This window comes from Geodermatophilaceae bacterium NBWT11 (genome assembly GCA_014218215.1).
In the GTDB taxonomy this organism is placed as follows: domain Bacteria; phylum Actinomycetota; class Actinomycetes; order Mycobacteriales; family Geodermatophilaceae; genus Klenkia.
Window position 1 is genome coordinate 3,534,753 of record CP043652.1, and the last position, 24,670, is coordinate 3,559,422.

Here is a 24,670-nt window from a genome sequence, read left to right on the forward strand (position 1 = left end):
GGCATGTCCGTCGCCGTGGTCACCGACTCCACGGCGTACCTCCCCGACGACCTGACCGCCGCGTTCGGCATCGAGGTCGTCCCGCTCTACGTGGTGCTGACCGGGCGGTCCGGCCGTGAGGGCCTGGACGTCAGCCCGGCCGACGTGGCCGGCACCCTGGCGGTGCGGGGGCAGCACGTCACCACCTCGCGGCCCACGCCGGGGGACTTTCGTCGCGGCCTACCGTCGCCGCCTGGACGCCGGTGCCGACCGGGTGGTGTCGGTGCACCTGTCCAGCGAGCTGTCGGGCACCTGGGACGCCGCGCGGCTGGCCGCCGCCCAGGTCGGGACGCACGTGGTGAGCGTGGTCGACAGCCGGCAGGCCGCGATGGGCTCGGGCTTCGCGGTGCTCGCCGCGGCCCGCGCCGCGGCCGCCGGCCGCTCCGCGGAGGAGGTCGCCGCGGCCGCCCGCCGGACCGCCGCGGCCACCCGGACGCTCTTCGTCGTCGACACCCTGGAGCACCTGCGCCGCGGGGGCCGGATCGGCCCGGCCGCAGCCGCGCTGGGCACCGCACTGGCCGTGAAGCCCGTGCTGCACGTCGAGGACGGTCGCATCGTCGCCCTGGAGAAGGTCCGCACGACGACGCGGGCGGTGGCCAAGATGGTCCAGCGCGTCGTCGACATCGCCGCCGGTGCGCCGGTCTCGGTGGCGGTGCACCACCTCGCCGCCCCGGAACGGGCCCGGGCGCTGGCCGAGGAGCTGCGGTCCCGGTTGCCCGCGCTGCGTGGCGAGGTCCATCTGGCCGAGCTCGGTGCCGCGATCGGTGCCCACGTGGGCCCCGGTGCCGTGGGTGTGGTCGTCGACCCGACCGACCGGGACTGAACCGGCGGCGTTCAGCCCGCGCAGTGCCCCCGGGGCCGCCAGGCACTGCTGAGCGTCACCGGGCCCGGTGCGCCGACCCGGAGCAGGACGGTGCCCGGGGTCGGACCGGGTGCCACGCAGGCGTCCCCGGCGGTCACGTCCAGGCGGTCGGACCAGAAGAGCGACAGCTCGACCCGTCCCGCCCCGGCGGCGGTCAGCGTCACCGACCGTCGGTCGCTGCCGGTCAGCACCGCGTCGCCGGCCAGCACCAGCCCGGGTCCGTCCACCGCGTAGAGCGTCCACGTGTCGTCGGACCACACCGGGGACAGCCCGGGCACCCCGCGGCGCACCAGCGCGGCCTCCTGACGGGCTGCCCAGTCCGGACGCCGGTCCGACAGCGCCACCCAGGAGACCCCTCGGTCGCGCAGCCAACCCAGGTAGCTCCCGGCGTCCAGCGACCCGTCGTAGAAGACCGGGTTGCGGGCCAGGTCGAGCTGGCGCGTCCAGCCGCGGGCCAGGGGGACGGTGGCGGCCAGCAGCGACTCCTGGTGGGTGGCCAGCGGCACGACCTCGACCCGGCCGACCGGCCCCCGACGCTCCAGCTCGGCCAGCAACCCGGCGCTGCCGGTCCGGGCCACCGCGTCGGCCGGGCCGCCCCGGGCGGAGAGGTCGCCGGGCACCAGCGGGGGGAGCAGCCAGGTCACCAGCGCGGCGGCCAGCGCCACCAGCACCCGGTCCCGGCGGGCCAGCCCCACCAGCACCGGCACCGCGAACAGCAGCACCAGCCGCGTCGCGTTCGACCCGACCGGGTCCGGGACGGCCCAGGCGAGCAGCAGCCCGGCCGCGGTGAGCCCCGCGCCCACCCGGGCCACCGGCTGGTCGGGGCCCAGCACGGCCGCGACCACGAGGGCGGCCAGCACCGCGGCGGCCATCTGGTGGGCCGAGCCGGTCATCGGGCCGCCGGCCGCGCCCAGGCCCACCATCGCCGCCAGCGGGAGGCCCGCCCCGATCGTCAGGGCGACCGCGTCGGCGGTGTGGCGCAGCGGTCGCCCGGAACCGCAGACCCAGGCGACGGCGGCGAGCCCCAGGAACACGGCCACCACCGGGCTCAGGCCCCCGGCCACGGCGGCCAGGACGGCCGTACCCATCCGCCGCCGGACCGGCGGCCAGCGGCGGCCGGCCGCGCAGAGGGCGAGGAGTCCCACGGCGAGACCCAGGGCGAACGTCGTCCGGCCCGACAGCTGGTCGGCCCCGAACGCGAGTGCCGCGGTGGCCCCCGCCGCGATCGGACGGCCCGCACCGGCCCGCCGGAGCAGGGCCGTCGTGGCGGTCGCCCCGACCACCGTGGCGAGGACGCCGGGCACCGCCGGGCCGGCCCAGGACATCAGCCACGGCGAGAGCAGGCTGTAGGAGACGGCGGGCGAGCCGGCGTACCAGCCCAGGTCCACCGGGTGGTCGCCCCCGAGGCCGCCCAGGAGGCCCACCACTGCTGGGCCACCAGGTCGGCCCCCACCCAGGGCAGGAGCTCGACCCAGCACGGCCACGGCCAGCGCGAGGACGGCGGTCGTGCGCAGCGGGTCGAGAGGTCGGGTCCACGTGCGCACGCTGACCCCCTCCCGCCCGGTCCTGCTGCCCGTCGTCCACACCAGGGTGCGTTGTCCACAGATGTGCCGGGGGCAGCAGGTGGGCCCCCACGCCGTCCTAGCGTGCCGCCGTGTTGTTCTCCTCGCGCCGCGACGACGACGCCGACGTCATCCGGGCCCGCCTGCGTGCCCTGCTCGACGACGGGTCCGCCCGCCGGGGCTGGCTGCCCCAGGACGACGCCGAGGACGACCCGGCCGACGCGTGGGGCGACGACGTGGTGACGGTGCCCGTTCCGCCCCACGGGCGCACCCCGGGTCGGGTCGCACCGGTCGGCGCCCCCGACACCGCCGACCCCTCCGAGGGCCCTGTCGACCGCGTGGGCCGGCACCGCGCGGCCGGCACCGAGGTGCGGGTGCCCCCCGGTCGCACCGGGGCGCGGGCGATGTGGATCGCGGCCGTCCTGGCCGGGGCGCTGGTCGTCGGGTGGAGCTGGCTGGGCCGGCCCGCCGTGGACCCTGCGCCGGTCCTCGGCGCCGCCGTGTCCTCCGCACCCGCTGCGGCGACCGTGCCGCCATCCCCGAGCACGGCCGCCGCCGCGGGATCCGTGGTGGTCGTCGCCGTGGTCGGGCAGGTGGTCTCCCCGGGCCTGGTCACCCTGCCGGCCGGGTCGCGGGTGGCCGACGCGCTCGCCGCGGCGGGCGGGCTGCTGCCCGAGGCCGACCCGGCGTCGGTCAACGCCGCTGCCCTGGTGACCGACGGCCAGCAGATCGCGGTCGGGGTCCCGGCGCCGGGCCCGCCCCGGCCGCCGACGGCACCCCGGCGGTGGCCGGGGGACCGGTCGACCTGAACACCGCCACGGTCGCCGACCTCGACACCCTGCCCGGCATCGGTCCGGTGCTGGCCCAGCGGATCGTCGACCACCGCACGGAGTCCGGGGCGTTCACCTCCGTCGAACAGCTCGACGACGTCAGCGGCATCGGCCCCGCCCTCTACGCCGAGGTCTCCCCACTGGTCACCGTCTGAGGGGCGCGCGGTGGGATGGGGGCATGGGCGACGGGCTGCACGATCTGTACGAGGTCATCCACTCCCGGCGGGACGTGCGCCGGGAGTTCGTCGGGGGACCGGTCGAGCCGGCGGTGCTGCGGCGGGTGCTGGAGGCTGCGCACGCGGCACCGAGCGTCGGGCTGACCCAGCCCTGGGACTTCGTGCTGGTCCGTGACGACGGGCTGCGGTCCGCGTTCCAGACCCACGTCGCGGCCGAGCGGGAGGTCTTCGACGCGACCCTGGACGCCGGGCAGGCAGCGACCTTCGCCCGCATCTCCGTCGAGGGGTGCTCCAGTCGTCGCTGGGCGTCGTCGTCACCTACGACCCCACCCGTGGTGCACCGGCGGTGCTGGGTCGGCACGCGATCGCCGACGCCGGCCTCTACTCGACCTGCCTGGCGATCCAGAACCTGTGGCTGGCCGCGACCGCCGAGGGTTGGGGAGTGGGGTGGGTGTCCTTCTACCGGGAGCCCTTCCTGCGTGAGCTGCTCGGGATCCCCGCGCACGTCCGCCCGGTCGCCTGGCTCTGCGTCGGCCCGGTCGAGGGGCTGCAGGACGTCCCCGACCTGGAGCGGCACGGCTGGCGTCGGCGGCGGTCGCTGGACGAGGCGCTGCACGCCGACCGCTGGGGCACCCCCGCCCCGTAGCAGCCCGGCGGTGCCCGTGCCGGCCGTCGTCCACACCGGGGAGCGGCGTCCACACCTCCCGGGAGACCGCACCGGGCGACCGAGGCTCTCCCTAGCGTCCGATCCGTGCAGCGGCGACGGGTCTGGGAGCGCTGGTCGTGGGTCGACCTGCGGCTGGTCCCGCCCGCCCTCACCGTCTGGTCGCTCACCCTGCTCCTCCCGGTGCTCCCGCCGCCGGTGCTGCTGGTCCTGCCGGCGGCCGCAGCCCTCCTCGCACTGACCACGGGCCGACTGCTCCGCGGCCCCCGCCGCTGGGCCGTCGTGGCCTGTCTCGCGGCCGTGGCGGTGACCGCGGTGCTGGCCTCGGTGCGGGCGGGGGAGCGGTCGGCGTCGCCGCTGCCCGCGCTGGCCGACCGCGGCGGTGTCGTCGAGGTGGTCCTCACCGTCGACGAGGAGCCCCGGGTGCTCACCGGGGGCGCCGGGCCGGCCCGGGTGCTCGTACCGGGCTCGGTCACCGCCGTCGTCGGTGGCCCGGCGATGCGCCCGGCCCGGGTCCTGGTCTTCGGGCCCGCCGACGAGTGGGACGCGGTGCTGCCGGGCACCGCGGTCACCCTGCGCGCATCGCCCGGTCGGGCGGAGGACGGCGACGACGTGGTCGCCGTGCTGTCCGCCCGGAGCCCGCCGAGCACCGTGGCGCCCGCCGGGGCGGGGCTCCAGGTCGCGGCGGACCTGCGGCGCGGGCTGGCCGACGCCGGCGCCCGGGTGCTGCCGCCGGCCCCGGCCGGTCTGCTGCCCGGCCTCGTCGTGGGCGACACCTCGGGGATGGACCCCCAGGTCACGGCCGACTTCCGCCGCGCCGGGCTGGGCCACCTGACGGCCGTGTCCGGGGCGAACGTGGCCATCGTGCTGGCCCTCCTGCTGTGGCCACTGCGCCGCAGGCTCGTCGACCGGCGGTGGCAGGCAGTCGTCGGCGCTCTCGGGCTGCTCGGGTACGTGGTGCTGGCCCGGCCGAGCCCCAGCGTGCTGCGGGCCGCCGCGATGGGGGCGGTCACGCTGCTCGCCCTGGCCTCCGGGCGCTCCCGGGTCGCGGTGCCCGCCCTGGGCGCTGCGGTCGTCGTGCTGCTGCTGGTCGACCCGCGGCTGGCCGCCGACCCGGGCTTCGCGCTGTCGGTGGTCGCGACCGCGGGCATCGTGCTGCTCTCGCCGGGCTGGTCCCGGTCGTTGCGGCGGCGGGGCACCCCGGTCCTGCTGGCCGACGCCCTGGCGGTCAGTGCCGCGGCCGGTCTCGTCACCGCGCCGCTGGTCGCGGGCTTCTCCGGACTGGTCAGCGTGGTCTCCCTGCCGGCCAACCTGCTGGTCGCCCCCGCCGTCGCCCCGGCCACCGTGCTGGGCCTGCTCGCCACCCTGGCCGGCCCGGTCAGCCCACCGGTCGCCGACCTGCTGGTCTGGGCGGCCGGCTGGCCCACCCGCTGGCTGGTGCTGGTCGCCGACCGGGCTGCCGCGGTGCCCGACGGTGCCGGCGGGTGGCCGGGAGGCGTGGGTGGTGCGGTGCTGTTGACCGCACTGCTCGGCGTCGCGGCCGTCGTGCTGGTGCGCTGGCCGTGCACCCGCCCGCTGGCGCTGGCAGCCGTGGTCGGGGGTGGTGGTGCTCGGCTGGCCGGTCCGGCAGGTCACCAGCGGGTGGCCGGTGCCCGGCAGCGTGCTCGTGGCCTGCGACGTCGGCCAGGGCGACGCCCTCGTGCTGCCCACGGGGCCGGGCGAGGGCGTGCTCGTCGACGCCGGCCCCGACCCCGGACTCGTCGACGACTGCCTCCGGCGGCTGGGCATCGACCGGCTGCCGCTGGTGCTGCTCTCCCACCTGGATGCCGACCACGTCACCGGGCTGGCGGGGGCGCTGGAGGGCCGTGAGGTCCTCGAGGTGCTCACCGGGCCGCTGGCACCCACCGACGACCGGCTGCCCGCGGTCCGGGGGATCGCGGAACGGGCGGGGGCGGCGGTCGGTGTGCTGGCCGCCGGAGAGTCCCGCACCGTCGGCAGCGCTCTGGTCGAGGCACTCGCGCCCGATCCGTCCGACGCGGTGCCCTCGGCGGACCCGAACGGCCTGTCCCTCGTGGTCCGGGTGACCCAGCACGGCCTGCGGCTGCTCCTCACCGGTGACCTGGGGGAGGAGTCCGAGACCCGGATCCTGCGGCGCGGGTCGACCTGCGCGCCGACGTGCTCAAGGTGCCCCACCACGGCAGCGGGGACGCCGACCCGGACTTCCTCGCCGCCACCGGGGCCCGGGTGGCGCTGGTCTCGGTCGGGGTGGACAACGGCTACGGGCACCCCACCGGCCGGCTGCTCGACTGGCTGGCCGCCGACGGCATGCGGGTGCACCGCACCGACCTCGAGGGCGACCTGGCCGTCGTGGGCTCCGCCGGCTCCTGGGGGGTGGCGGTCCGCGGGCCCGACGAGGTCCAGCGCGCCGTCGCGGCCGGGCCGCCGGACGGCGTGTCCGGGACCGGACGGAGGACCTCCCGGGGCCGTCCCGGCCGGGCGTCGCTGTCGGTCCCCCGTGACACGATGAGGTCGTGCCCGTCGCCGCCCCTCCGCCGCCCACGTCGCGCCTGCGGATCGTGGTCGGGGAGGAAGAGCTGCTCCGCTCCCGCGCGGTCTCCGCCGTCCGCGCCGCCTCGCTGGAGGCCGACCCGGGCACCGAGGAGCACGAGCTGACAGCCCTCGGGCTGCCCCCCGGGCAGCTGGCGGACGTACTGGCGCCCTCGCTGTTCGGCGGGCACCGGCTGGTGGTCGTCTGGGGGGTGCACGAGGCCGCCTCCGGGCTGGTCGACTCGCTGCTCAGCTACGCGAAGGAGCCCGACCCCGAGCTGACGCTGGTGCTCGTGCACCACGGCGGCAAGCGCAACGAGGCCCTGCTGACCGCCTTCCGCAAGGCCGGCGCCGCCGTGGACGAGTGCCCGAAGGTCGCCTCGGCCGGGGAGCGGATCGCCTTCGTGCGCAACGAGGTGCGGCGGGTCGGCGGCCGGATCACCCCCGACGCCGTGACCGCGCTCGTGGAGGCCGTCGGCAACGACCTGCGCGGGCTGTCGGCGGCCGCCAGCCAGCTGGTCAGCGACTTCGGTGGCTCCATCGACGCCGACGCCGTGGCCCGGTACCACCGCGGGCAGGCCGAGGTCACCGGGTTCACCGTGGCCGAGCGGGTCCTGGTCGGGGACCACACCGGGTCCATCGAGATGCTGCGCTGGGCGCTGGACCGCGGGGTCCCGCACGTTGCTGCTCGCCGATGCCATCGCCGACGGGGTGCGCACCGCCGCCCGGGTCGCCTCGCTCAACACCACCAACATCGGCGAGCTCGCGCGCACCCTCCGGCTGCCGCCGTGGAAGGTGAAGAAGGCCCAGGCGCAGGCCCGGGGCTGGACGATCGACGCACTGCAGCAGGCCATCGGGGTGGCTGCCTCGCTCAACGCCGACGTCAAGGGCGTGGCAGCCAGCGCCGACTACGCGCTGGAGCGAGCGGTCCGCCGGATCGTGGCCCTGCGGGTCGAGGCCGGGGCCGGTCGGGGGTCCCGGGTGCCCGCCCGGCGCTGATCACGCCGTGGAACGCGACGAGCCCCCGTCCCCGGTGGGGGAGGGGGCTCGTCGGGAGCGCGCCGCGACCGGGGGCCGCGGACGTCGCGTCAGATGCTGGCGGCCTGCTTGGCCAGCGCCGACTTGCGGTTCGCCGCCTGGTTCTTGTGGATGACGCCCTTGCTCGCGGCCTTGTCGAGCGCCTTCGAGACGGTCAGCAGCGCCGCGTTGGCAGCCTCGGCGTCGCCGGTGCCGGCAGCCTTGTGGAAGCGTCGGACCGACGTCTTCAGGGCGGAACGGACCGCGACGTTGCGCTTGCGCGCGATCTCGTTGGTCTTGATCCGCTTGATCTGGGACTTGATGTTCGCCACGCGTGAGCCTCAGGGTGTTCGGAGGGAGGGGTACTTCTGACAGTGCGTCCGCGGCAGCGCAGGACGCACCACAGGACCGGTCTCACAAGATACCAGGGACCCGGGAGCACCCACCAGGTCGCACCGGGTGCTCCGGCCCACGGCGACACCGGAGGTGAGCGGTCACGTCGTCGTCGGGACGTGGGACCATGGCAGCACTGTGACTGCACCCGCCCGCACCGACCCGACCCGCATCCGGAACTTCTGCATCATCGCCCACATCGACCACGGCAAGTCGACGTTGGCCGATCGGATGCTCGAGGTGACCGGCATCGTCGAGGGGCGCAACATGCGCGCCCAGTACCTCGACCGGATGGACATCGAGCGCGAGCGCGGGATCACCATCAAGAGCCAGAACGTGCGGCTGCCGTGGACCCCGCGCACCGGCGAGCACGTGGGCACCGAGTTCGTGCTCGACATGATCGACACCCCGGGCCACGTGGACTTCACCTACGAGGTGTCCCGCTCGCTGGCTGCCTGCGAGGGGGCCGTGCTGCTGGTCGACGCCGCCCAGGGCATCGAGGCCCAGACGCTGGCCAACCTGTACCTGGCCATCGAGAACAACCTGACGATCATCCCGGTGCTCAACAAGATCGACCTGCCGGCGGCGCAGCCGGAGAAGTTCGCCGCCGAGATCGCGCACATCATCGGCTGCGACCCCGACGACGTGCTGAGGGTCAGCGGCAAGACCGGCGAGGGCGTGCCCGAGCTGCTGGACATGATCGTGGAGAAGATCCCGGCCCCCACCGGCAAGGCCGACGGTCCGGCCCGGGCGCTGATCTTCGACTCCGTCTACGACATCTACCGCGGGGTCATCACCTACGTCCGCGTCGTCGACGGCCGGATCTCCGGCCGCGAGCGGATCAAGATGATGAGCAACAACGTCACCCACGAGCTGCTCGAGATCGGGGTCATCAGCCCTGAGCCCAAGCCGGTGGAGAGCCTCGGCGTCGGCGAGGTGGGGTACTTCATCACCGGGGTGAAGGACGTGCGCCAGTCGCGGGTCGGGGACACCGTGACCCTGCAGCACGCGGCGGCGACCGAGTCCCTCGGCGGTTACCGCGACCCCAACCCGATGGTCTACTCGGGGCTCTACCCGATCGACGGCAGCGAGTACCAGCTGCTGCGTGAGTCCCTGGACAAGCTGCTGCTCAACGACGCCGCGCTGGTCTACGAGCCCGAGACGTCGGCGGCGCTGGGCTTCGGCTTCCGGGTCGGCTTCCTGGGCCTGCTGCACCTGGAGATCGTCCGCGAGCGTCTCGAGCGCGAGAGCGGACTGAGCCTCATCTCGACCGCGCCCAACGTCGTCTACCGGGTGGTGATGGAGGACAGCAGTGAGCGCGTCGTCACCAACCCCAGCGACTGGCCGCACGGGAAGATGGAGAAGATCTACGAGCCGATCGTGAACGCCACGGTGATCGCCCCCAGCGACTACACCGGCACGATCATGGAGCTCTGCCAGGGCCGCCGCGGTTCGCTGACCGGGATGGACTACCTGTCCGAGTCCCGCGTCGAGCTCCGCTACACGCTGCCGCTGGGCGAGATCATCTTCGACTTCTTCGACTCGCTGAAGTCCCGCACCCGCGGCTACGCCAGCCTGGACTACGCCGAGGCCGGCGAGCAGGAGGCCGACCTGGTCAAGGTCGACATCCTGCTGCAGGGCGAGGCCGTCGACGCGTTCTCCGCGATCGTGCACCGGGACAAGTCCTACGGCTACGGCGTGATGATGGCTGGCAAGCTGCGCGAGCTCATCCCGCGCCAGCAGTTCGAGGTGCCCATCCAGGCCGCCATCGGCGCCCGGGTCATCGCCCGCGAGACCGTCCGCGCGATCCGCAAGGACGTGCTGGCCAAGTGCTACGGCGGTGACATCACCCGCAAGCGCAAGCTGCTGGAGAAGCAGAAGGAGGGCAAGAAGCGGATGAAGATGGTCGGCCGCGTCGAGGTCCCCCAGGAGGCCTTCGTGGCCGCGCTCTCCAACGCCGAGCCCGCGAAGAAGTGACCGGCCGGCTCGAGGCGGTCTGCGTGTCCGGCGCGGACCTCCACCCGCTGCCGGGCAAGCGCCCCTCGACGTCGGGCATCCACAAGCGCCCGGTCGACGGCCGGGTCGCCGTCCTCGAGGAGACCCTGGACGGCGACCGGCAGGTCAACCGCAAGCACCACGGCGGCGAGGGCCAGGCGGTCTACGCCTACGCCCAGGCCGACGCCGACTGGTGGCAGACCGAGCTGGACCGGGAGCTCCCGGCCGGTGCGTTCGGGGAGAACCTGCGCACCACCGGCCTGGACCTGACGAACGCCGTCCTCGGCGAGCGGTGGGCCGTCGGCTCGGCGGTGTTCGAGGTGACCGCACCGCGCATCCCGTGCGCGAACTTCGCCCGCTTCTGGGACGTGCCCGACCTGGTCAAGCGGTTCACCGCGCACGGGGCGTCGGGTGCCTACCTGCGGGTGCTGCAGACCGGGGAGATCGGTGCCGGCGACGCCGTCGAGGTGCTCTCCCGTCCCGACCACGGGGTGACCACGGGCCTGCTGTTCCGGGCGCTGACCACCCAGCGCGCCCGCCTGGTGGAGGTCGAGCCCGCGCTTGCCGCCGTCCCGGACAAGGACCGCGCCAAGCTCTCCGCCCGGATCGCGGCCCTGCAGGCCTGAGCCCGCGCTACTGTCCGCCCGGGCCCCAGCGGGGGGCGCGGGGGAGGGACACGTGCGGGTGCGGACGACGGCGGTGCTGCTGCTCAGCGCCCTGGTGACGGCGGCCTGTGGCGGCGGCAGCGACGAGTCGGCCGGCGACCTCCTCGCCCGGGCCAAGACCACCCTGGACGCCGCGTCCAGCGTGCACTTCGTGCTCACCAGCGACGGCGCGCCCAGCGGGGGCACCGCGGTGCTCGGCGGCGAGGGCGACATCGCCCGGCCGGCCTCCTTCGAGGGCACCCTGCAGGTCCAGGCGTTGGGCAGCTCGGTCGACGCGCAGGTCGTGTCGGTCGACGGCACCGTCTACGCCCAGCTCCCCCTCACCAGCGGCTTCAGCGTGGTCGACCCGGCGACCCTCGGCTTCGGCGACCCCGGCGCGCTCATCGACCCCGACGACGGCATCTCCCAGCTGCTGACCGCGGTCGAGTCCCCGGAGCTGGGTGAGGAGTCCCGGGTGGACGGCGAGGTCGTCCGGGAGGTCACCGGGTCGCTGCCCGGTGACCTGGTGGAGTCGCTGCTGACCACCGAGGACCCGTCGCAGCCGGTGGACGCGGTGTTCTCGATCGCGACGGACTCCGGCGAACTGCGCGAGGTGGCGCTGACCGGGCCGTTCTTCACCGCCGACGACGCGGGCGGCTACACGATCGTCCTGTCCGACTTCGGGGCCGATGTCCAGATCACCGCACCCCCCACCGGCTGACGTCCGGGCGCCCGGGCGGGGCACCCTCGCCCTGGCGACCCTCGCCGTCCTGGTCTCGGCCGCCGACACCTACGTCGTCGTCCTGGCCCTGCCCGACATCCTCACCGGCGTCGGGGTGGGACTGGACCAGCTCCAGCGGGCCACCCCGATCGTCGGCGGGTTCCTGCTCGGCTACACCGCCACGCTGCCCCTGCTCGGCCGGCTCGCCGACCTCCGCGGACGGCTGCCGGTGTTGGTCGGCTGCCTGCTGCTGTTCGCACTCGGCTCGCTGCTGACCGCCACCGCGGTCGACCTGGGGCCGGCGGTGCTCGGCCGCGGGCTCCAGGGCGTGGGCGCCGGCGGGCTGGTGCCGGCCACCCTCGCGCTGGTCGCCGACCGGTGGCCGCCGGAGCGCCGGGCGGTGCCGTTGGGCGTGGTCGGTGCGGTGCAGGAGGCCGGCGCCGTCCTCGGGCCGCTGGCCGGGGCCGCCGTGCTGGCCGTCACCGACTGGCGCGGGATCTTCTGGCTCAACCTCGTCCTGGGGGTCGCGCTCGCGGTCGCGCTGCGGGTGACCGGGCCACCCCGGGAGGGCCGGGACGTCGTCGGCACGGCGCTCGCGGTGCTCGCCGCGGCGGCGCTGGCCCTGCAGCTCGGCGAGCCCGACGCGCTGGCCACCGACGTCACCCTCGGGCTGGCCTGGGTGCCGCTGGTCGGTCCGGGCTGGACGACGCCGCTGGTGCTCGTCACTGTGCTCGCGACCGTGGGGGTGCTGGTGCGGTCGGCGACCGCGGCGCACCCCGTGCTCCCGGTCCGCGGGCTGCCGCGGCTGGCTCGCGAGGTGGACCTGCTCGGCGCGGTGCTGGTCGTCGTCGCGCTCGGCAGCCTGGTGTGGGCGTTCGCCGCTGCCGACCCGGCGTCGGAGGTGGTCGCGCACGGGCCATTGCTCCTGCCGCTGGCGGCGGTCGCGGCGGTGGCGTTCGTGCTGCACGAGCGCCGGACGGCGGACCCGCTCGTGCCCCTCGGTGACCTACGGCCGGTCGGCGCGTGGGGGGCGCTGCTGGTGAACCTGCTGGTCGGCGTCGCGCTGGTGGCGGCGCTGGTCGACGTCCCGCTGTTCGCCCGGGCCACCACCGCGACCGATCAGCTGGGCGCCGCGCTGGTGCTGGTGGAGCTGCTCGTCGCCGTCCCGGTCGGCGCGGTGGCCGGTGGCTGGCTGTGCCGGGTCGTCGGCCCGCGGTGGGTGGCCGGTGCCGGGATGGCGCTGGCCACGGTCGCCTTCCTGGCGATGGCCCGCTGGGACGCCACGGCGCTGGACTCCTGGACGTCGACCGCCGCGCTGCTGGTCGCCGGGCTCGGCTTCGGGCTGGCGGTCGCCCCGGTCAGCGCCGTGCTCCTGGCTGTCACCCCGCAGCGGGTGCACGGCAGCGCGAGCGCGCTGGTCGTCGTCTCCCGGACCGTCGGGATGCTCGTCGGGCTGTCGCTGCTGACCGCGATCGCGCTCCGCCGGTTCACCGCCGCGGTGGCCGAGATCCCCAGCCCGCTGGTCACGTGCCCGACCAGCCCCACCGCGTGCCCGGCCTACGAGGCGGCGACCGACGCCGCCGTCCTCACCCAGCTGCACACGGTCTTCGCCGGCGCCGCGATCGCTGCCGCCCTGGCCGCCGTCGCCGCTGTTCTCCTGCTCCGGGCGCCCCTACCGGAGCGTTGATCAGGGTCCTGCACCGACGTGCGTCCTCCCTCGTGGACGTTGGCGCGGGAGGACGCACGTTGATCAGGGACCCTGATCAACGCTCAGGGGTCAGACGGTGAAGACGATCTTCCCGGCGGTGCGGCCCTCGACCATCCGGGCGAAGCCGTCGCGGGCATCGGCCAGCGGCATCTCGACGTCGATGAGCGGGCGGACGCCGGAGGTGGCGCAGAACTGGATCAGGGACTCCAGCTCGGTGCGGGTGCCCATGGTGGAACCGACCACCGAGAGCTGGGTGAAGAAGACCCGGTTGAGCTCGGCGGAGGGGTCGAAGCCGGTCGTGGCACCCGAGACGACGAGGGTGCCACCGGGCTTGAGGGACTTGACGCTGTGCGACCAGGTGGCCTTGCCGACGGTCTCCATGACCGCGTCGACCCGGCCGGGGAGCCGGGCGCCGGTCTCGAAGGCCTGGTCGGCGCCGAGCGCGACGGCTGCGGCGCGCTTGTCCTCGCTGCGCCCGGTCACCCACACCCGGAAGCCGGCGTGCGAGCCGAGCACGATGAGCGCCGTCGCCACGCCGCCGGAGGCGCCCTGCACCAGCACGGTCTGCCCCGGGCGCAGGCCGGACTTCACGAACAGCATCCGGTAGGCGGTCAGCCAGGCGGTGGGCAGGCAGGCGGCCTCCGCGAAGGACAGCTCGGCCGGCTTGGGCAGCACGTTCCCGCGGGGGACGACGACCTGCTGGGCCAGCGTGCCCTGGTGCTTCTCGCTCAGCAGCGAGCGCTTGGGGTCCAGTGTCTCGTCGCCCCGCCAGTCGGGGGAGCTGATGACCGCGTGCACGACGACCTCGTTGCCGTCGGGGTCGGTGCCCGCGGCGTCGCAGCCCAGGATCATCGGCATCTTCTCCGCGGGCAGGCCGACCCCGCGCAGGCTGAAGACGTCGTGGTGGTTGAGCGAGGCGGCCTTGACGTCGATCGTCACCCAGCCGTCGGGGGCCTCGGGGGCCGGGCGTTCGCCGACCTCCAGCACCGAGAGCGGGTCGTCGGGGGACGGGGTGGACACGAAGGCTGCCAGCATGGCCCGACGCTAACGCCCGGCCCGACCTGGTGCGACGTGGGTCACCTGATGACGACGGCGTGCTCCTGGGCGGGCACGAACTCCCCGATCACCGGGGCGCCGGGCACCTCACCGGCCAGCAGCAGCCCGCCGGAGGTCTGCGCGTCGGCGAGCAGCAGCGCGTCGTCCTCGGAGCAGGCGGTGAGGTCGGTGTGCGGGCGCACCCAGTCCAGGTTGCGGCGGGTGCCGCCGGAGACGTACCCGTCGGCGACGGACTGCCGGGCGCCGGCCAGGTAGGGCACGGCGGCAGCGTCCACCACCGCGGTGACCCCGCTGGCCCGGGCCATCTTGTAGAGGTGGCCGAGCAGGCCGAACCCGGTGACGTCGGTGCCGGCCCGGATCCCGGCGGCGACCGCGGCGACCGACGCCTCGGCGTTCAGCCGGGACATCGAGTCGATGGCCTCCGGGGAGGGCTCCCCGGTGGCCTTCATCCGGTTGTTCAGGGTGCCCACGCCGAGGGCCTTGGTCAGCGAGATCGGGGTGCCGGCCACGGCGGCGTCGTTGCGGATCAGCCGTTCCAGGTCGACCAGGCCGGTGACCGCCATGCCGTAGGTGGGCTCGGGGGAGTCGATGGAGTGCCCGCCGCCGACGTGGCAGCCGGCGGCCTGGGCGACCTCCAGCCCGCCGCGGAGCACCTCGGCGGCCAGCTCGACGGGCAGCACGTCACGGGGCCAGCCCAGCAGGTTCACCGCGACCACCGGGGTGCCGCCCATGGCGTAGACGTCGCTCAGCGCGTTGGCCGCGGCGATCCTCCCGAAGGTGTACGCGTCGTCGACCACGGGGGTGAAGAAGTCGGTGGTGAGCACCAGGCCCTGCCCGCCGGCGATGCGCACCACCGCCGCGTCGTCGCCGTCGTCCAGACCGACCACGAGCTCGGCGGAGGGGTCGGTGGGTCCGGTGTGGGTGAGGCCGGCGACGACGGCCTCCAGCTCACCGGGCGGGATCTTGCAGGCGCAGCCCCCGCCGTGGGCGAACTGGGTCAGCCGGATCGCGGTCGCCGTCATGACCCGACCGTACGTACTCTCAGCAGTGGAGGCGTCAGGGTGTCTGGTGACCCCCGCGGCCTCTAAAGCCGACGTGGCCCGGTACCCGGGTCAGGCGGGTTCGATTCCCGTCCGCCTCCGCCACAGCCCACCCCGGGAGAGATGACGACCGACCCCCGCCGCCTCGTGCCGCGCACCGACGCCCTGCTCGCCGAGCCCCGGGTGGCCGCCGCCGCCGACCGGCTCGGCCGCGACCTGGTCAAGGCCGTCGTCCAGGACGTGCAGCAGCGGGTGCGCACCGGTGACCTGCCGCCGGACGACGCCGCCGACGCGGTGCTGGCCGCCCTGCCCGGGACGGCGTCCAGCCTGCACCGGGTGCTCAACGCGACCGGGGTGCTGGTGCACACCAACCTCGGCCGGGCCCCGTGGTCGGCGGCCGCGGTCGAGGCGGTCGTCGCGGCCAGCGGCACCACCGACGTCGAGCTGGACCTCGGCACCGGCCGCCGCGGGCCGCGCGGGGAGGGCGCGATCGGTGCCCTGCTGGCCGCGGTGCCGGCCGCCGAGGCGGCGATCGTGGTCAACAACTGCGCCGCCGCCCTCGCCCTCGTCGCCACCGCGCTCGGCGGTGAGCTGGTCGTGGCCCGCGGTGAGCTGGTGGAGATCGGCGACGGGTTCCGCATCCCGGACCTGCTGGAGTCCACCGGCGCGCGCCTGCGCGAGGTGGGGACGACGAACCGGGTCACCGTCGACGACTACACCGCGGCGGTCGGGCCGCAGACCGGTGCAGTGCTGAAGATCCACCCGTCGAACTTCGTCGTCCGCGGCTTCACCCGGTCGGTCGAGGTCGCCGAGCTGGCCGCCGCCGTCGACGTGCCGGTGGTCGCCGACGTCGGCTCGGGACTGCTGCGTCCGCACCCCGCGCTGCCCGACGAGCCCGACCTGCAGACCACCCTCGCCGACGGCGCGGACCTGGTCCTGTGCAGCGGGGACAAGCTGCTCGGCGGTCCGCAGGCCGGACTGGTCTTGGGCCGGGCCGACCTGGTCCAGCGGCTGCGCCGGCACCCGCTCTACCGGGCACTGCGGGTGGACAAGACGACGCTGGCCGCACTGGAGGCCACGCTGCGCGGCCCGCAGCCACCGGTGCAGCGGATGCTCGTCGTCGACGTGTCCGAGCTGCGCACCCGGGCCGAGGCGGTGGTCGCGGCCCTGAGCGGCGATGCGCTCGTGGTCGAGGCGGGCGCCCGCGTCGGCGGGGGAGGGGCGCCGGAGTTCGAGCTGCCCAGCGTCGCGGTCTCGCTGCCGGCGTCGTTCGCCGAGCCGCTGCGGCACGGCAGCCCGCCGGTCGTCGGCTACACCGCCGAGGGCCGCACCCTGCTCGACCTGCGCAGCCTCGACCCGGCCGACGACGAGGCCCTGGTCGCAGCGGTGCTCGCGTGCAGGTAGTCGCCACCGCCGGGCACGTCGACCACGGCAAGTCGACGCTGGTCCGGGCGCTGACCGGCATGGAGCCCGACCGGTGGGAGGAGGAGCGTCGCCGTGGGCTGACCATCGACCTCGGGTTCGCCTGGACGACGCTGGACTCCGGCCGCACGGTGGCCGTGGTCGACGTCCCCGGCCACGAGAGGTTCGTCGGGAACATGCTCGCCGGGGTCGGCTCGGTGCCCGCCGCGCTGGTCGTGGTCGCCGCCGACGACGGCTGGAGCGCGCAGACCGCCGAGCACGTCGCGGTCCTCGACGCCCTCGGCGTGCGGCACGGGCTGCTGGTGGTCACCAAGGCCGACCTGGGCGACCCCGCGCCGGTGCTCGCCGACGCACGTGCCCGGCTGGCCGAGACCTCGCTCGGGGAGGTGCCCGGCGTCGCGGTCAGCGCCCGCACCGGGGACGGCGTCCCGGCCGTCGCCGCGGCCCTGGAGCAGCTGCTCGCCGGGCTGCCCGCGCCGGACACCACCGCGCCGGTCCGGCTCTGGGTCGACCGGGCGTTCAGCATCCGCGGCGCCGGCACCGTCGTCACCGGCACGCTGGCCGCCGGCACGGTGCGCACCGGCGACCGGCTGGTGCTCGGTGGGCGGGACGTCGCCGTGCGGGGTCTGCACTCCCTGGGCGAGCCGGTCGAGGAGGCGAGCGCGACCGCCCGGGTGGCACTGAACCTGCGCGGGGTCGCCGTGGAGGACCTGTCCCGGGGCGACGCACTGCTCACCCCGGCGGCGTTCCGCGAGACCGACGAGCTCGACGTGACCCTGGTGCACCCGGTCGAGGACCGGCTGCCCGCCCAGCTGGTGGTGCACGTCGGCTCGGCCACCGTGGCCGCCCGGGTCCGGCCGCTGGACGACGCTGCGCTGCGGCTGCGGCTGGTGCACCCCCTGCCGTTGCGGGTCGGTGACCGGCTGATCCTGCGTGACCCCGGTGCCCGCCGGGTGCACGGCGCGGACGTCCGGGACGTCGACCCGCCCGCGCTCCGCCGCCGGGGGGCCGCCGCCGCCCGGGCCGGCGACCTCGCGGCCTCGGACACCGCGGAGGCCGGCGCGCTCGCCGATCTCACCCGCCGACGGGTGGTGGTGCGCGCCGAGTTCGAGGCGATGGGCTGGCCGGTGCCCGAGGGTGCGACGACCGTCGGCCGCTGGCTGCTCGCACCCGGCCTCGCCGACGAGCTGGCCGCCCGGGTGCCCGCCGTCGTCGCCCGGTACCGCCAGCTGCGCCCGTTGGAGCCCGGCCCGCCGACCGCGGTGCTGCGCAGCGCACTGGACCTGCCCGACGCCGAGCTGGTGGCCGGGCTGGTGCGGGCCCCGCTGACCCTGCGCGACGGCCGGGTGGTGGCCGCGGACTCCGGTCTGCCCGAGCCGGTGCAGCGAGCGGTCACGGGGATCCTCGCCCGGCTGGCCGCCGAACCCTTCGCGGCTCCGGACACCGAGGCGCTCGCTGCCGCCGGGCTCGGTGCGCGCGAGCTGGCCGCGGCCGTGCGCGACGGGCAGCTGGTCCGGATCGCCGACGGCGTCTACCTGGCGCCGGGCGTCGAGCAGCGGGCCCGGACGGCGCTGGCTGCCGTGCCCCAGCCCTTCACCCTCAGCCAGGCGAAGCAGGCGTGGGGCACCAGCCGCCGGGTCGCCGTCCCGCTGGCCGAGTGGCTGGATGCCCGCGGGGTCACCGTGCGCCTCGGCGACGCGACCCGGCGGCTGCGCTGAGGACTGTCGTCCGGCTCGGTGCACCTACTGAGGCCGACTCACTGACGCGTGCGATGGCCGCACCGGCTGACGTCTACCCAGCGCACCTCGCCGCTCAGGCCGAGGGCTCCTGTCTGCTGCTGGTCGCCGAGGTCGGCGGGCGGGTCGTGGGCACCGGGCTGCTCCGCTGGGCGCCGCGCGACGCCGTCGTCGCCGAACGGTGGCCCGGGATGCCCGAGCTCAGCAACCTGCAGGTGCACCCCGACGAGCGGGGGAGCGGACACGGCACCGAGCTGGTCGAGGACGCCTGCACGCGCGCCTCCGCAGCCGGACATGCACGCATTGGCATCGGGGTGGGCTCGGACAACCCGGACGCTGCCCGGCTCTACCTCCGGCTGGGGTTCCTCGACACCGGCCTGGCCTACGCCGATGCGTACTCCTACACCGACGCGGACGGCGTGGAACGCGACGCAGTGGACGACGTCCGCTACCTGGTGCGCCGGCTGGACTGAGGCTCAGCCGCCGCTGCCCAGCAGCGTGGTGCGCCAGGCCCGCTCGAGCTCGCCCTCGTCGGGGACCGGGACGGCCGGGGGCGCGGCGGACGTCTCGACCAGCTCCTCGGGGTGCACCGGGCCGGGCAGGGTGCGGAACGCCGCCCGCGGGTCCTCGCTCATGCCCGCAGGGTCCCGCTGCCGCCGCCCCAGGGCAAGGGTCAGTCGGTGGGCACCCAGGACGCCGGGCGCTTCTCCCGGAACGCCGCGATGCCCTCCTGGCCCTCGGCGGAGGCGAAGAACCGGGCCGAGGTCGCCAGCAGCGGCTCGAAGTCCAGCTCGGTGCCCGAGCGCAGCAGCCGCTTGGTCTCGGCCAGCGCGAGCGGGGCGCCGGCCGCCAACGCCTGCACCTGCGCCAAGACGGTGTCGGTCACCGCGTCGTCGGCGACGGCGAGGTCGACGAGGCCGGCCTGCGCGGCGGTGGCCGCGTCGAACACCTCGCCGGTGAGCATCAGCCGGTGCACGGTGTGCGCCGTCATCCGCGGGCGGCACACCGCGGAGATGACGGCGGGGACGACGCCGATCCGCACCTCGGCGAACCCGAACGTGGCCGACGCGCCCGCCACGACGACGTCGCACGCCGCGAGCAGGCCCACCCCACCGGCCCGGGCCGGACCGCGGACGGCGGCGAGCACGGGCTTGGGGGAGTGCCAGAGCGTGGCCAGGAGCTCGGGGAACTCGTTGACCCCCTGGTCGGCGGCCGCTCCGCCGGTGGCCTCGGACAGGTCCATCCCGGAGCAGAAGACCCGGCCGGTGTGGTCGAGCACGACGACCCGGACGGCGTCGTCGGCCAGCGCATCGGCCAGCGCCTGCCGCAGCTGCGCCCGCATGGCCCGGGAGAGGGCATTGCGGTTCGCGGGGGAGTCCAGGGTGAGGGTGGCGACGCCGCGGGACACCTCGACGTGCAGCACTGAGTCGGTCACGCGACCCATCCTGCCGGGGGAGGGGACACTGGGCCCAGCGATGACCACCACCCTGCCCGTCCTGGGCCAGACCCCCGTCCTGCCGCCCGGCCCGGCGATGCTCTCCGACGCCGCCCGCGCGGAGCTGCCGACGACGCCGTTCGGGCTCTACCTGCACGTCCCGTTCTGCGCGACCCGCTGTGGCTACTGCGACTTCAACACCTACACCTCCGACGAGCTGGGCCCGGGCGCCAACCGCAGCGAGTACGCCGCGACCGCCATCGCCGAGGTCGAGCTGGCCGCGCGGGTGCTCGGCCCCACCCCGCCGACGATCAGCACGGTCTTCGTCGGCGGCGGCACCCCGACCCTGCTGCCGGCGGCCGACCTGGTCGCCGTGCTCGACCGGGCCCGGGACCTCTTCCCGGTCGCCGAGGACGTCGAGGTCACCACCGAGGCCAACCCCGAGTCGGTCACCCCGGAGTCCCTCGCGGTGCTGCGCGCCGGTGGCTTCACCCGGATCAGCCTGGGCATGCAGTCCGCCGCACCGCACGTGCTCGCCGTCCTCGACCGCCGGCACACCCCCGGACGCGCCGCCGAGGCCGCGCGCGAGGCCCGCGCCGCCGGCTTCGAGCACGTCAACCTCGACCTCATCTACGGCGCCCCGGGGAGACCGACGCCGACTGGGACCTGTCGTTGCAGGCCGTGTTGGACGCCCCCGTCGACCACGTCAGCGCCTACGCGCTCATCGTCGAGCAGGGCACCAAGCTGGCCCGCCGGGTGGCCCGGGGCGAGCTGCCGATGCCCGACGACGACGTGCTCGCCGACCGGTACGAGCAGGCCGACCGGGTGCTCCGCGGCGCCGGGCTGGACTGGTACGAGGTGTCGAACTGGGCCCGCGGGGACGCCGCGCGCTGCCGGCACAACGAGCTGTACTGGGCCAACGCGCACTGGTGGGGCATCGGGCCGGGTGCGCACAGCCACGTCGGCGGGCTCCGTTGGTGGAACGTCAAGCACCCCGCGGCCTACGCCGGGCGGCTGGCCGCCGGTGAACACCCGGCGGCGGACGCCGAACAGCTGACGGCCGCCGACCGTGCGCTGGAGCGGGTGATGCTCGGTCTCCGGCTGCGCGACGGCCTGCCGCTGGACGCGCTGTCCGACGTCGGTCGGGCCCGCGCCGCGGGCGCAGTGGCGCAGGGTCTCCTGGAGGGGGGCCCGCACGCCGAGGGCCGCGCCGTCCTCACCGACCGCGGCCGGCTGCTGGCCGACGCCGTCGTCCGCGACCTGACCGACTAACCCCGCAGGGCCTCCAGCAACTGGTCGCCGTACTTCTCCAGCTTGGCCGCACCCACCCCGCTGATCGTGCCCAGGGCGGCGACGTCGGCCGGCTCGTCGGTGGCGATCTGGCGCAGCGTCGCGTCGTGGAAGACCACGTAGGCCGGCACGCCCTGCTCCTTGGCGGTGGCCGCCCGCCAGGCGCGCAGCCGCTCGAACGCCGGGGCCGCCGCGGCCGGCAGGTCCACCGCGGCCTTGGTCGAGCGGGAGGACCGCGACCGCACCGGGCGGTCGGGCTCGCGGCGCATCAGGACGGTCTGCTCGCGGCGCAGCACCGGCCCGCTGGCCTCGTTGAGCGCCAGGGTGCCGTACTCGCCCTGCACCGCCAGCAGCCCCTGGGCGAGCAGCTGCCGGACGACGCCGCGCCACTGCCCCTCGGCCAGGTCGGTGCCGATGCCGAAGACGGTCAGCTCGTCGTGGGAGTTCGCGGTGACCTTCTCGGTGCGCTTGCCCAGCAGGATGTCGATCGACTGCCCGGCGCCGAAGGACTGGCCGCGCTCGCGCTGCAGCCGCAGCACCGTCGACAACAGCATCTGCGCCGGGACGGTCGCGTCCCAGGACTCCGGCGGGACCAGGCAGGTGTCGCAGTTGCCGCACGGCTCGCTCTGCTGCCCGAAGTGGGCCAGCAGCCGCACCCGTCGGCACTCCACCGTCTCGCAGAGCGCGAGCATCGCGTCCAGCTGCGCGGAGAGCACCCGGCGGTGGGCGAGGTCGCCGTCCGAGCCCTCGATCATCTTGCGCTGTTGGACGACGTCGGCCAGCCCGTAGGCCAGCCACGCGGTCGAGGGCAGCCCGTCGCGGCCGGCCCGGCCCGTTTCCTGGTAGTAGCCCTCCACCGACTTGGGCAGGTCCAGGTGGGCGACGAAGCGGACGTCGGGCTTGTCGATGCCCATGCCGAAGGCGATGGTCGCGACCATCACCAGGCCGTCCTCGCGGAGGAACCGGGACTGGTTCTGCGCCCGCACCCGCTGGTCCAGCCCGGCGTGGTACGGCAGGGCGGCGATCCCGTTCTTGACCAGGAAGTCCGCCGTGGTCTCCACCGAGGAGCGGGACAGGCAGTAGACGATCCCCGCGTCGCCGGGGTGCTCGGTGCGCAGCAGGTCCAGCAGCTGCTTGCGCGGCTCGTTCTTCGGCGCGATCCGGTACTGGATGTTCGGCCGGTCGAACCCGGCGACCACGTGCAGGGCGTCGTCCAGCTGCAGCCGGGTGCTGATCTCGGCGTGCGTGCGCGGGGTGGCCGTCGCGGTGAGCGCGATGCGGGGGACGTCGGGCCACTTCTCGTGCAGCATCGACAGCGCCAGGTAGTCCGGGCGGAAGTCGTGGCCCCACTGGGCGACGCAGTGCGCCTCGTCGATGGCGAACAGCGCGATCGTGCCGCGCTCCAGCAGCCGGGAGGTGGGGGAGTTGCCGCCACCGAGGGACTCCGGGGCCACGTAGAGCAGGTCGAGCTCGTTCGCGAGGAAGGCCTGCTCGACGGTCCTGCGCTCGTCCCGGTCCTGGCTGGAGTTCAGGAACCCCGCCCGGACGCCGAGGGCCTGCAGGGTGTCGACCTGGTCCTGCATCAGCGCGATCAGCGGGGAGACGACGACGCCCACGCCCTCGCGCAGCAGCGCCGGGACCTGGTAGCAGAGCGACTTGCCGCCGCCGGTGGGCATCAGCACCAGGGCGTCCCCGCCGGCGACCACGTGCTCGACCACCTGCTGCTGCGGGCCACGGAAGGCGTCGTAGCCGAAGACCCGGCTCAACACCTCGAGGGCAGGGTCCGTCGCCAGGGTCACGAGCCGAGGGTAGGGGGACGGTCTGACATCCGTCAGAGGGTGTGGACGACGTCTCGCACTGTCGCCGGGGCACCCCACCCGGCCAGGCTCGGGGCATGCCCGAGACACCCGCCCTGGAGATCCGGGGCCTCACCGTGACCTACGGCGCCACGACCGCCGTGCACGCCCTGGACCTGCAGATCCCCCGCGGGGAGACCGTGGCGCTGCTGGGCCCCAACGGCGCCGGCAAGTCCTCGGCGGTCAACGCCGCGCTGGGGCTGTTCCGGCCCACCGCGGGCACCGTGCAGCTGCTGGGCCGCGACCCGCAGGATGCCGTCCGCACCGGGTCGGTCGGCGCGATGCTGCAGCACGGCGGGCTGCCCAGCGAGGCGCGCGTGGGGGAGGTGCTGCGGCTGGTCGCCGGCCGGTACGCCGACCCCTGGCCGCTCGCGGACCTGGTGGCCACCACCGGCATCGACGGTCTGCTCGACCGGCGCACCGAGGCGCTGTCCGGCGGTCAACGGCAGCGGGTGCTGCTCGCCCTGGCCCTCGCGGGCACACCGCCCCTGCTGGTCCTGGACGAGCCCACGAGCGCGATGGACGTCGAGGGCCGCCGAGCCTTCTGGACGACGATGCGCTCGCTGGCCGAGCGCGGGCACACCGTCGTCTTCGCCACCCACCACCTCGACGAGGCCGACGCGGTGGCCGACCGGGTGGTGGTCGTCGACGGCGGCCGCATCGTGGCCGACGGGACCTCCGCGCAGGTCAAGTCCGGGATCGCCGGGCGCACCGTGCGCTTCTCCTGCCCCGACCGCGCCGGGCTCGACCGCCTGCCCGGGGTGACCGCCGTGGGCGGCAGCGGCGGGGTCGTCGAGCTCGCGACCACCGACGCCGAGGCCACCCTGCGCGCACTGCTGGCCACCCGCGACCGGCTGCCCGACCTGGAGGTCCGGGGCGCCAGCCTCGAGCAGGCCTTCCTCACCCTCACCGGAGGCACCCGATGACCGACCTGTTCCTCTTCCAGCTGCGCCGGGTCACCCGCTCCTGGCAGTACCTGTTCTTCACCGTCCTGCTGCCGGCGCTGTTCACCGTCTTCTTCACCAAGGTCTTCGGCGGGCAGGCCGTCAGCGCCGCGGAGTACCAGGACTACGCGCGCGACTACATGGTCTCGATGATGTGTTACGGCGGGCTGGGTGCGGCGCTGGGCGCCACCATCCGGCTCTCCTTCGACCGGGCCTCGGGCTGGCTGCGCCAGCTTCGGGTGCTGCCGATCCCCGGCCGGACCGTGGTGGCCGTCGACGTCGCCGTCGGGATGGTGCTGGTGCTCCCCAGCCTCGTCGTCGTCGCGCTGGTCGGCCGGTTCGTCAACGACGTCCAGCTGGGGCTGGGCACCTGGCTGGGTCTGCTCGGGGTGCTGTGGCTGGGCTCGGCTGCCTTCGTGGCGCTGGGCATGCTGCTGGGCCTGGCGCTGGAGGAGAAGGCCGCCGGGGCCGCCATCGGGATCCTCTCGGTGGTGCTGGCGGCGCTGGGCGGGCTGTGGATCCCGGTCTGGCTCTTCCCCGCCGGCCTGGAGCTGGTGGCCCACGCGACCCCCTCCTACTGGTACGGCGAGCTGGGTCGCGACGTGGTGGTCGGTGGCCAGCCGCTGCTGGCCGCGGTGGTGCTCGCCGGGTTCACCGCGCTGTTCGCCGTGGCCGCGCTCGCGGTGGCCTCGCGCCGTCCGCTGCACGCCGTCGCCGGCTGAGCGGGACACTG

The 24,670-nt window shown here is 75.4% G+C and carries 17 protein-coding genes, 1 tRNA gene and 5 pseudogenes; 17 read left to right on the top strand and 6 right to left on the bottom strand.

The window, feature by feature from the left end:
- Window positions 1-3: 3 nt before the first annotated feature.
- Window positions 4-862, top strand: a pseudogene (locus F1C76_17145) (DegV family protein).
- Window positions 863-873: 11 nt separating this feature from the next.
- On the opposite strand, the gene F1C76_17150 reads toward F1C76_17145, so the two are convergent.
- Window positions 874-2,445 (bottom strand): hypothetical protein, encoded by a 1,572-nt coding sequence (locus tag F1C76_17150; GenBank protein ID QNG38069.1) that lies wholly within the window; start codon window positions 2,443-2,445, stop codon window positions 874-876.
- A 110-nt stretch (window positions 2,446-2,555) separates the two neighbouring features.
- Here F1C76_17150 and F1C76_17155 point away from each other — a divergent pair.
- The 5 genes and pseudogenes from F1C76_17155 (at window position 2,556) to F1C76_17175 (ending at window position 7,679) form a co-directional block, all read left to right on the top strand.
- Window positions 2,556-3,448: pseudogene (locus F1C76_17155) on the top strand (helix-hairpin-helix domain-containing protein).
- 23 nt (window positions 3,449-3,471) lie between these two features.
- Window positions 3,472-4,115, top strand: a pseudogene (gene bluB / locus F1C76_17160) (5,6-dimethylbenzimidazole synthase).
- Between the two features lie 105 nt (window positions 4,116-4,220).
- The gene (locus F1C76_17165; GenBank protein ID QNG38070.1) at window positions 4,221-6,002 is read left to right on the top strand and encodes a ComEC/Rec2 family competence protein; all 1,782 of its coding nucleotides are present in this window, start codon (window positions 4,221-4,223) and stop codon (window positions 6,000-6,002) included.
- Window positions 5,860-6,660 (top strand): MBL fold metallo-hydrolase, encoded by an 801-nt coding sequence (locus F1C76_17170; GenBank protein ID QNG38071.1) that lies wholly within the window; start codon window positions 5,860-5,862, stop codon window positions 6,658-6,660. Before F1C76_17165 ends, F1C76_17170 begins: the two co-directional genes overlap by 143 nt.
- 46 nt (window positions 6,661-6,706) lie before the next feature.
- Window positions 6,707-7,679, top strand: a pseudogene (locus tag F1C76_17175) (DNA polymerase III subunit delta).
- Between the two features lie 89 nt (window positions 7,680-7,768).
- Here F1C76_17175 and F1C76_17180 read toward each other — a convergent pair.
- Complete coding sequence (locus tag F1C76_17180; protein ID QNG38072.1) at window positions 7,769-8,029, bottom strand: 30S ribosomal protein S20; 261 nt, start codon at window positions 8,027-8,029, stop codon at window positions 7,769-7,771.
- 199 nt (window positions 8,030-8,228) lie between these two features.
- Here F1C76_17180 and lepA point away from each other — a divergent pair, with 199 nt between their 5' ends.
- Genes lepA through F1C76_17200 form a run of 4 tightly spaced genes read left to right on the top strand, consistent with a single transcriptional unit; the run spans window position 8,229 to window position 13,137 of the window.
- Window positions 8,229-10,067 (top strand): elongation factor 4, encoded by a 1,839-nt coding sequence (gene lepA, locus F1C76_17185; protein QNG38073.1) that lies wholly within the window; start codon window positions 8,229-8,231, stop codon window positions 10,065-10,067.
- On the top strand, window positions 10,064-10,711 hold the full coding sequence (locus F1C76_17190) for an MOSC domain-containing protein (GenBank protein ID QNG38074.1): 648 nt from the start codon (window positions 10,064-10,066) through the stop codon (window positions 10,709-10,711). Before lepA ends, F1C76_17190 begins: the two co-directional genes overlap by 4 nt.
- Window positions 10,647-11,450, top strand: a complete 804-nt coding sequence (locus tag F1C76_17195; protein ID QNG38075.1) for an LppX_LprAFG lipoprotein — start codon at window positions 10,647-10,649, stop codon at window positions 11,448-11,450. Before F1C76_17190 ends, F1C76_17195 begins: the two co-directional genes overlap by 65 nt.
- A complete protein-coding gene (locus F1C76_17200; GenBank protein ID QNG38076.1) occupies window positions 11,419-13,137 on the top strand; it encodes an MFS transporter in 1,719 nt (572 codons plus the stop codon). The genes F1C76_17195 and F1C76_17200 overlap by 32 nt, the downstream gene beginning before the upstream one ends.
- 90 nt (window positions 13,138-13,227) lie before the next feature.
- Here F1C76_17200 and F1C76_17205 read toward each other — a convergent pair whose 3' ends face one another.
- A complete protein-coding gene (locus tag F1C76_17205) occupies window positions 13,228-14,193 on the bottom strand; it encodes a zinc-binding dehydrogenase (protein QNG38077.1) in 966 nt (321 codons plus the stop codon).
- 41 nt (window positions 14,194-14,234) lie between these two features.
- Window positions 14,235-15,236: a selenide, water dikinase SelD gene (gene selD / locus F1C76_17210; GenBank protein QNG38078.1), complete on the bottom strand. Its 1,002-nt coding sequence runs from the start codon at window positions 15,234-15,236 to the stop codon at window positions 14,235-14,237.
- Between the two features lie 27 nt (window positions 15,237-15,263).
- On the opposite strand from selD, the gene F1C76_17215 reads away from it, so the two are divergent.
- The 4 genes from F1C76_17215 (at window position 15,264) to F1C76_17230 (ending at window position 18,885) form a co-directional block, all read left to right on the top strand.
- Window positions 15,264-15,359 (top strand) — tRNA-Sec (locus F1C76_17215).
- Between the two features lie 18 nt (window positions 15,360-15,377).
- The gene (locus F1C76_17220) at window positions 15,378-16,658 is read left to right on the top strand and encodes an L-seryl-tRNA(Sec) selenium transferase (GenBank protein ID QNG38079.1); all 1,281 of its coding nucleotides are present in this window, start codon (window positions 15,378-15,380) and stop codon (window positions 16,656-16,658) included.
- A complete protein-coding gene (selB, locus tag F1C76_17225; protein QNG38080.1) occupies window positions 16,649-18,394 on the top strand; it encodes a selenocysteine-specific translation elongation factor in 1,746 nt (581 codons plus the stop codon). The genes F1C76_17220 and selB overlap by 10 nt, the downstream gene beginning before the upstream one ends.
- Window positions 18,395-18,447: 53 nt before the next feature.
- Entirely contained in the window at window positions 18,448-18,885 is a 438-nt protein-coding gene (locus F1C76_17230) for a GNAT family N-acetyltransferase (protein QNG38081.1), read from the top strand.
- Between the two features lie 200 nt (window positions 18,886-19,085).
- Here the strand turns inward: F1C76_17230 and F1C76_17235 are convergent, their stop codons facing one another.
- The gene (locus F1C76_17235; GenBank protein ID QNG38082.1) at window positions 19,086-19,847 is read right to left on the bottom strand and encodes an enoyl-CoA hydratase; all 762 of its coding nucleotides are present in this window, start codon (window positions 19,845-19,847) and stop codon (window positions 19,086-19,088) included.
- Window positions 19,848-19,944: 97 nt separating this feature from the next.
- Between F1C76_17235 and F1C76_17240 the strand changes: the two are divergent.
- Window positions 19,945-21,119, top strand: a pseudogene (locus F1C76_17240) (coproporphyrinogen III oxidase).
- On the opposite strand, the gene recQ reads toward F1C76_17240, so the two are convergent.
- Window positions 21,116-22,930, bottom strand: coding sequence for a DNA helicase RecQ (gene recQ, locus F1C76_17245; GenBank protein ID QNG39332.1), 1,815 nt, complete (start codon window positions 22,928-22,930; stop codon window positions 21,116-21,118). The pseudogene F1C76_17240 and the gene recQ overlap by 4 nt on opposite strands.
- A gap of 101 nt (window positions 22,931-23,031) precedes the next feature.
- On the opposite strand from recQ, the gene F1C76_17250 reads away from it, so the two are divergent.
- Both F1C76_17250 and F1C76_17255 read left to right on the top strand, forming a co-directional pair.
- Window positions 23,032-23,919, top strand: coding sequence for an ABC transporter ATP-binding protein (locus F1C76_17250; protein ID QNG38083.1), 888 nt, complete (start codon window positions 23,032-23,034; stop codon window positions 23,917-23,919).
- A complete protein-coding gene (locus F1C76_17255; protein QNG38084.1) occupies window positions 23,916-24,659 on the top strand; it encodes an ABC transporter permease in 744 nt (247 codons plus the stop codon). The genes F1C76_17250 and F1C76_17255 overlap by 4 nt, the downstream gene beginning before the upstream one ends.
- Window positions 24,660-24,670 lie beyond the last annotated feature (11 nt).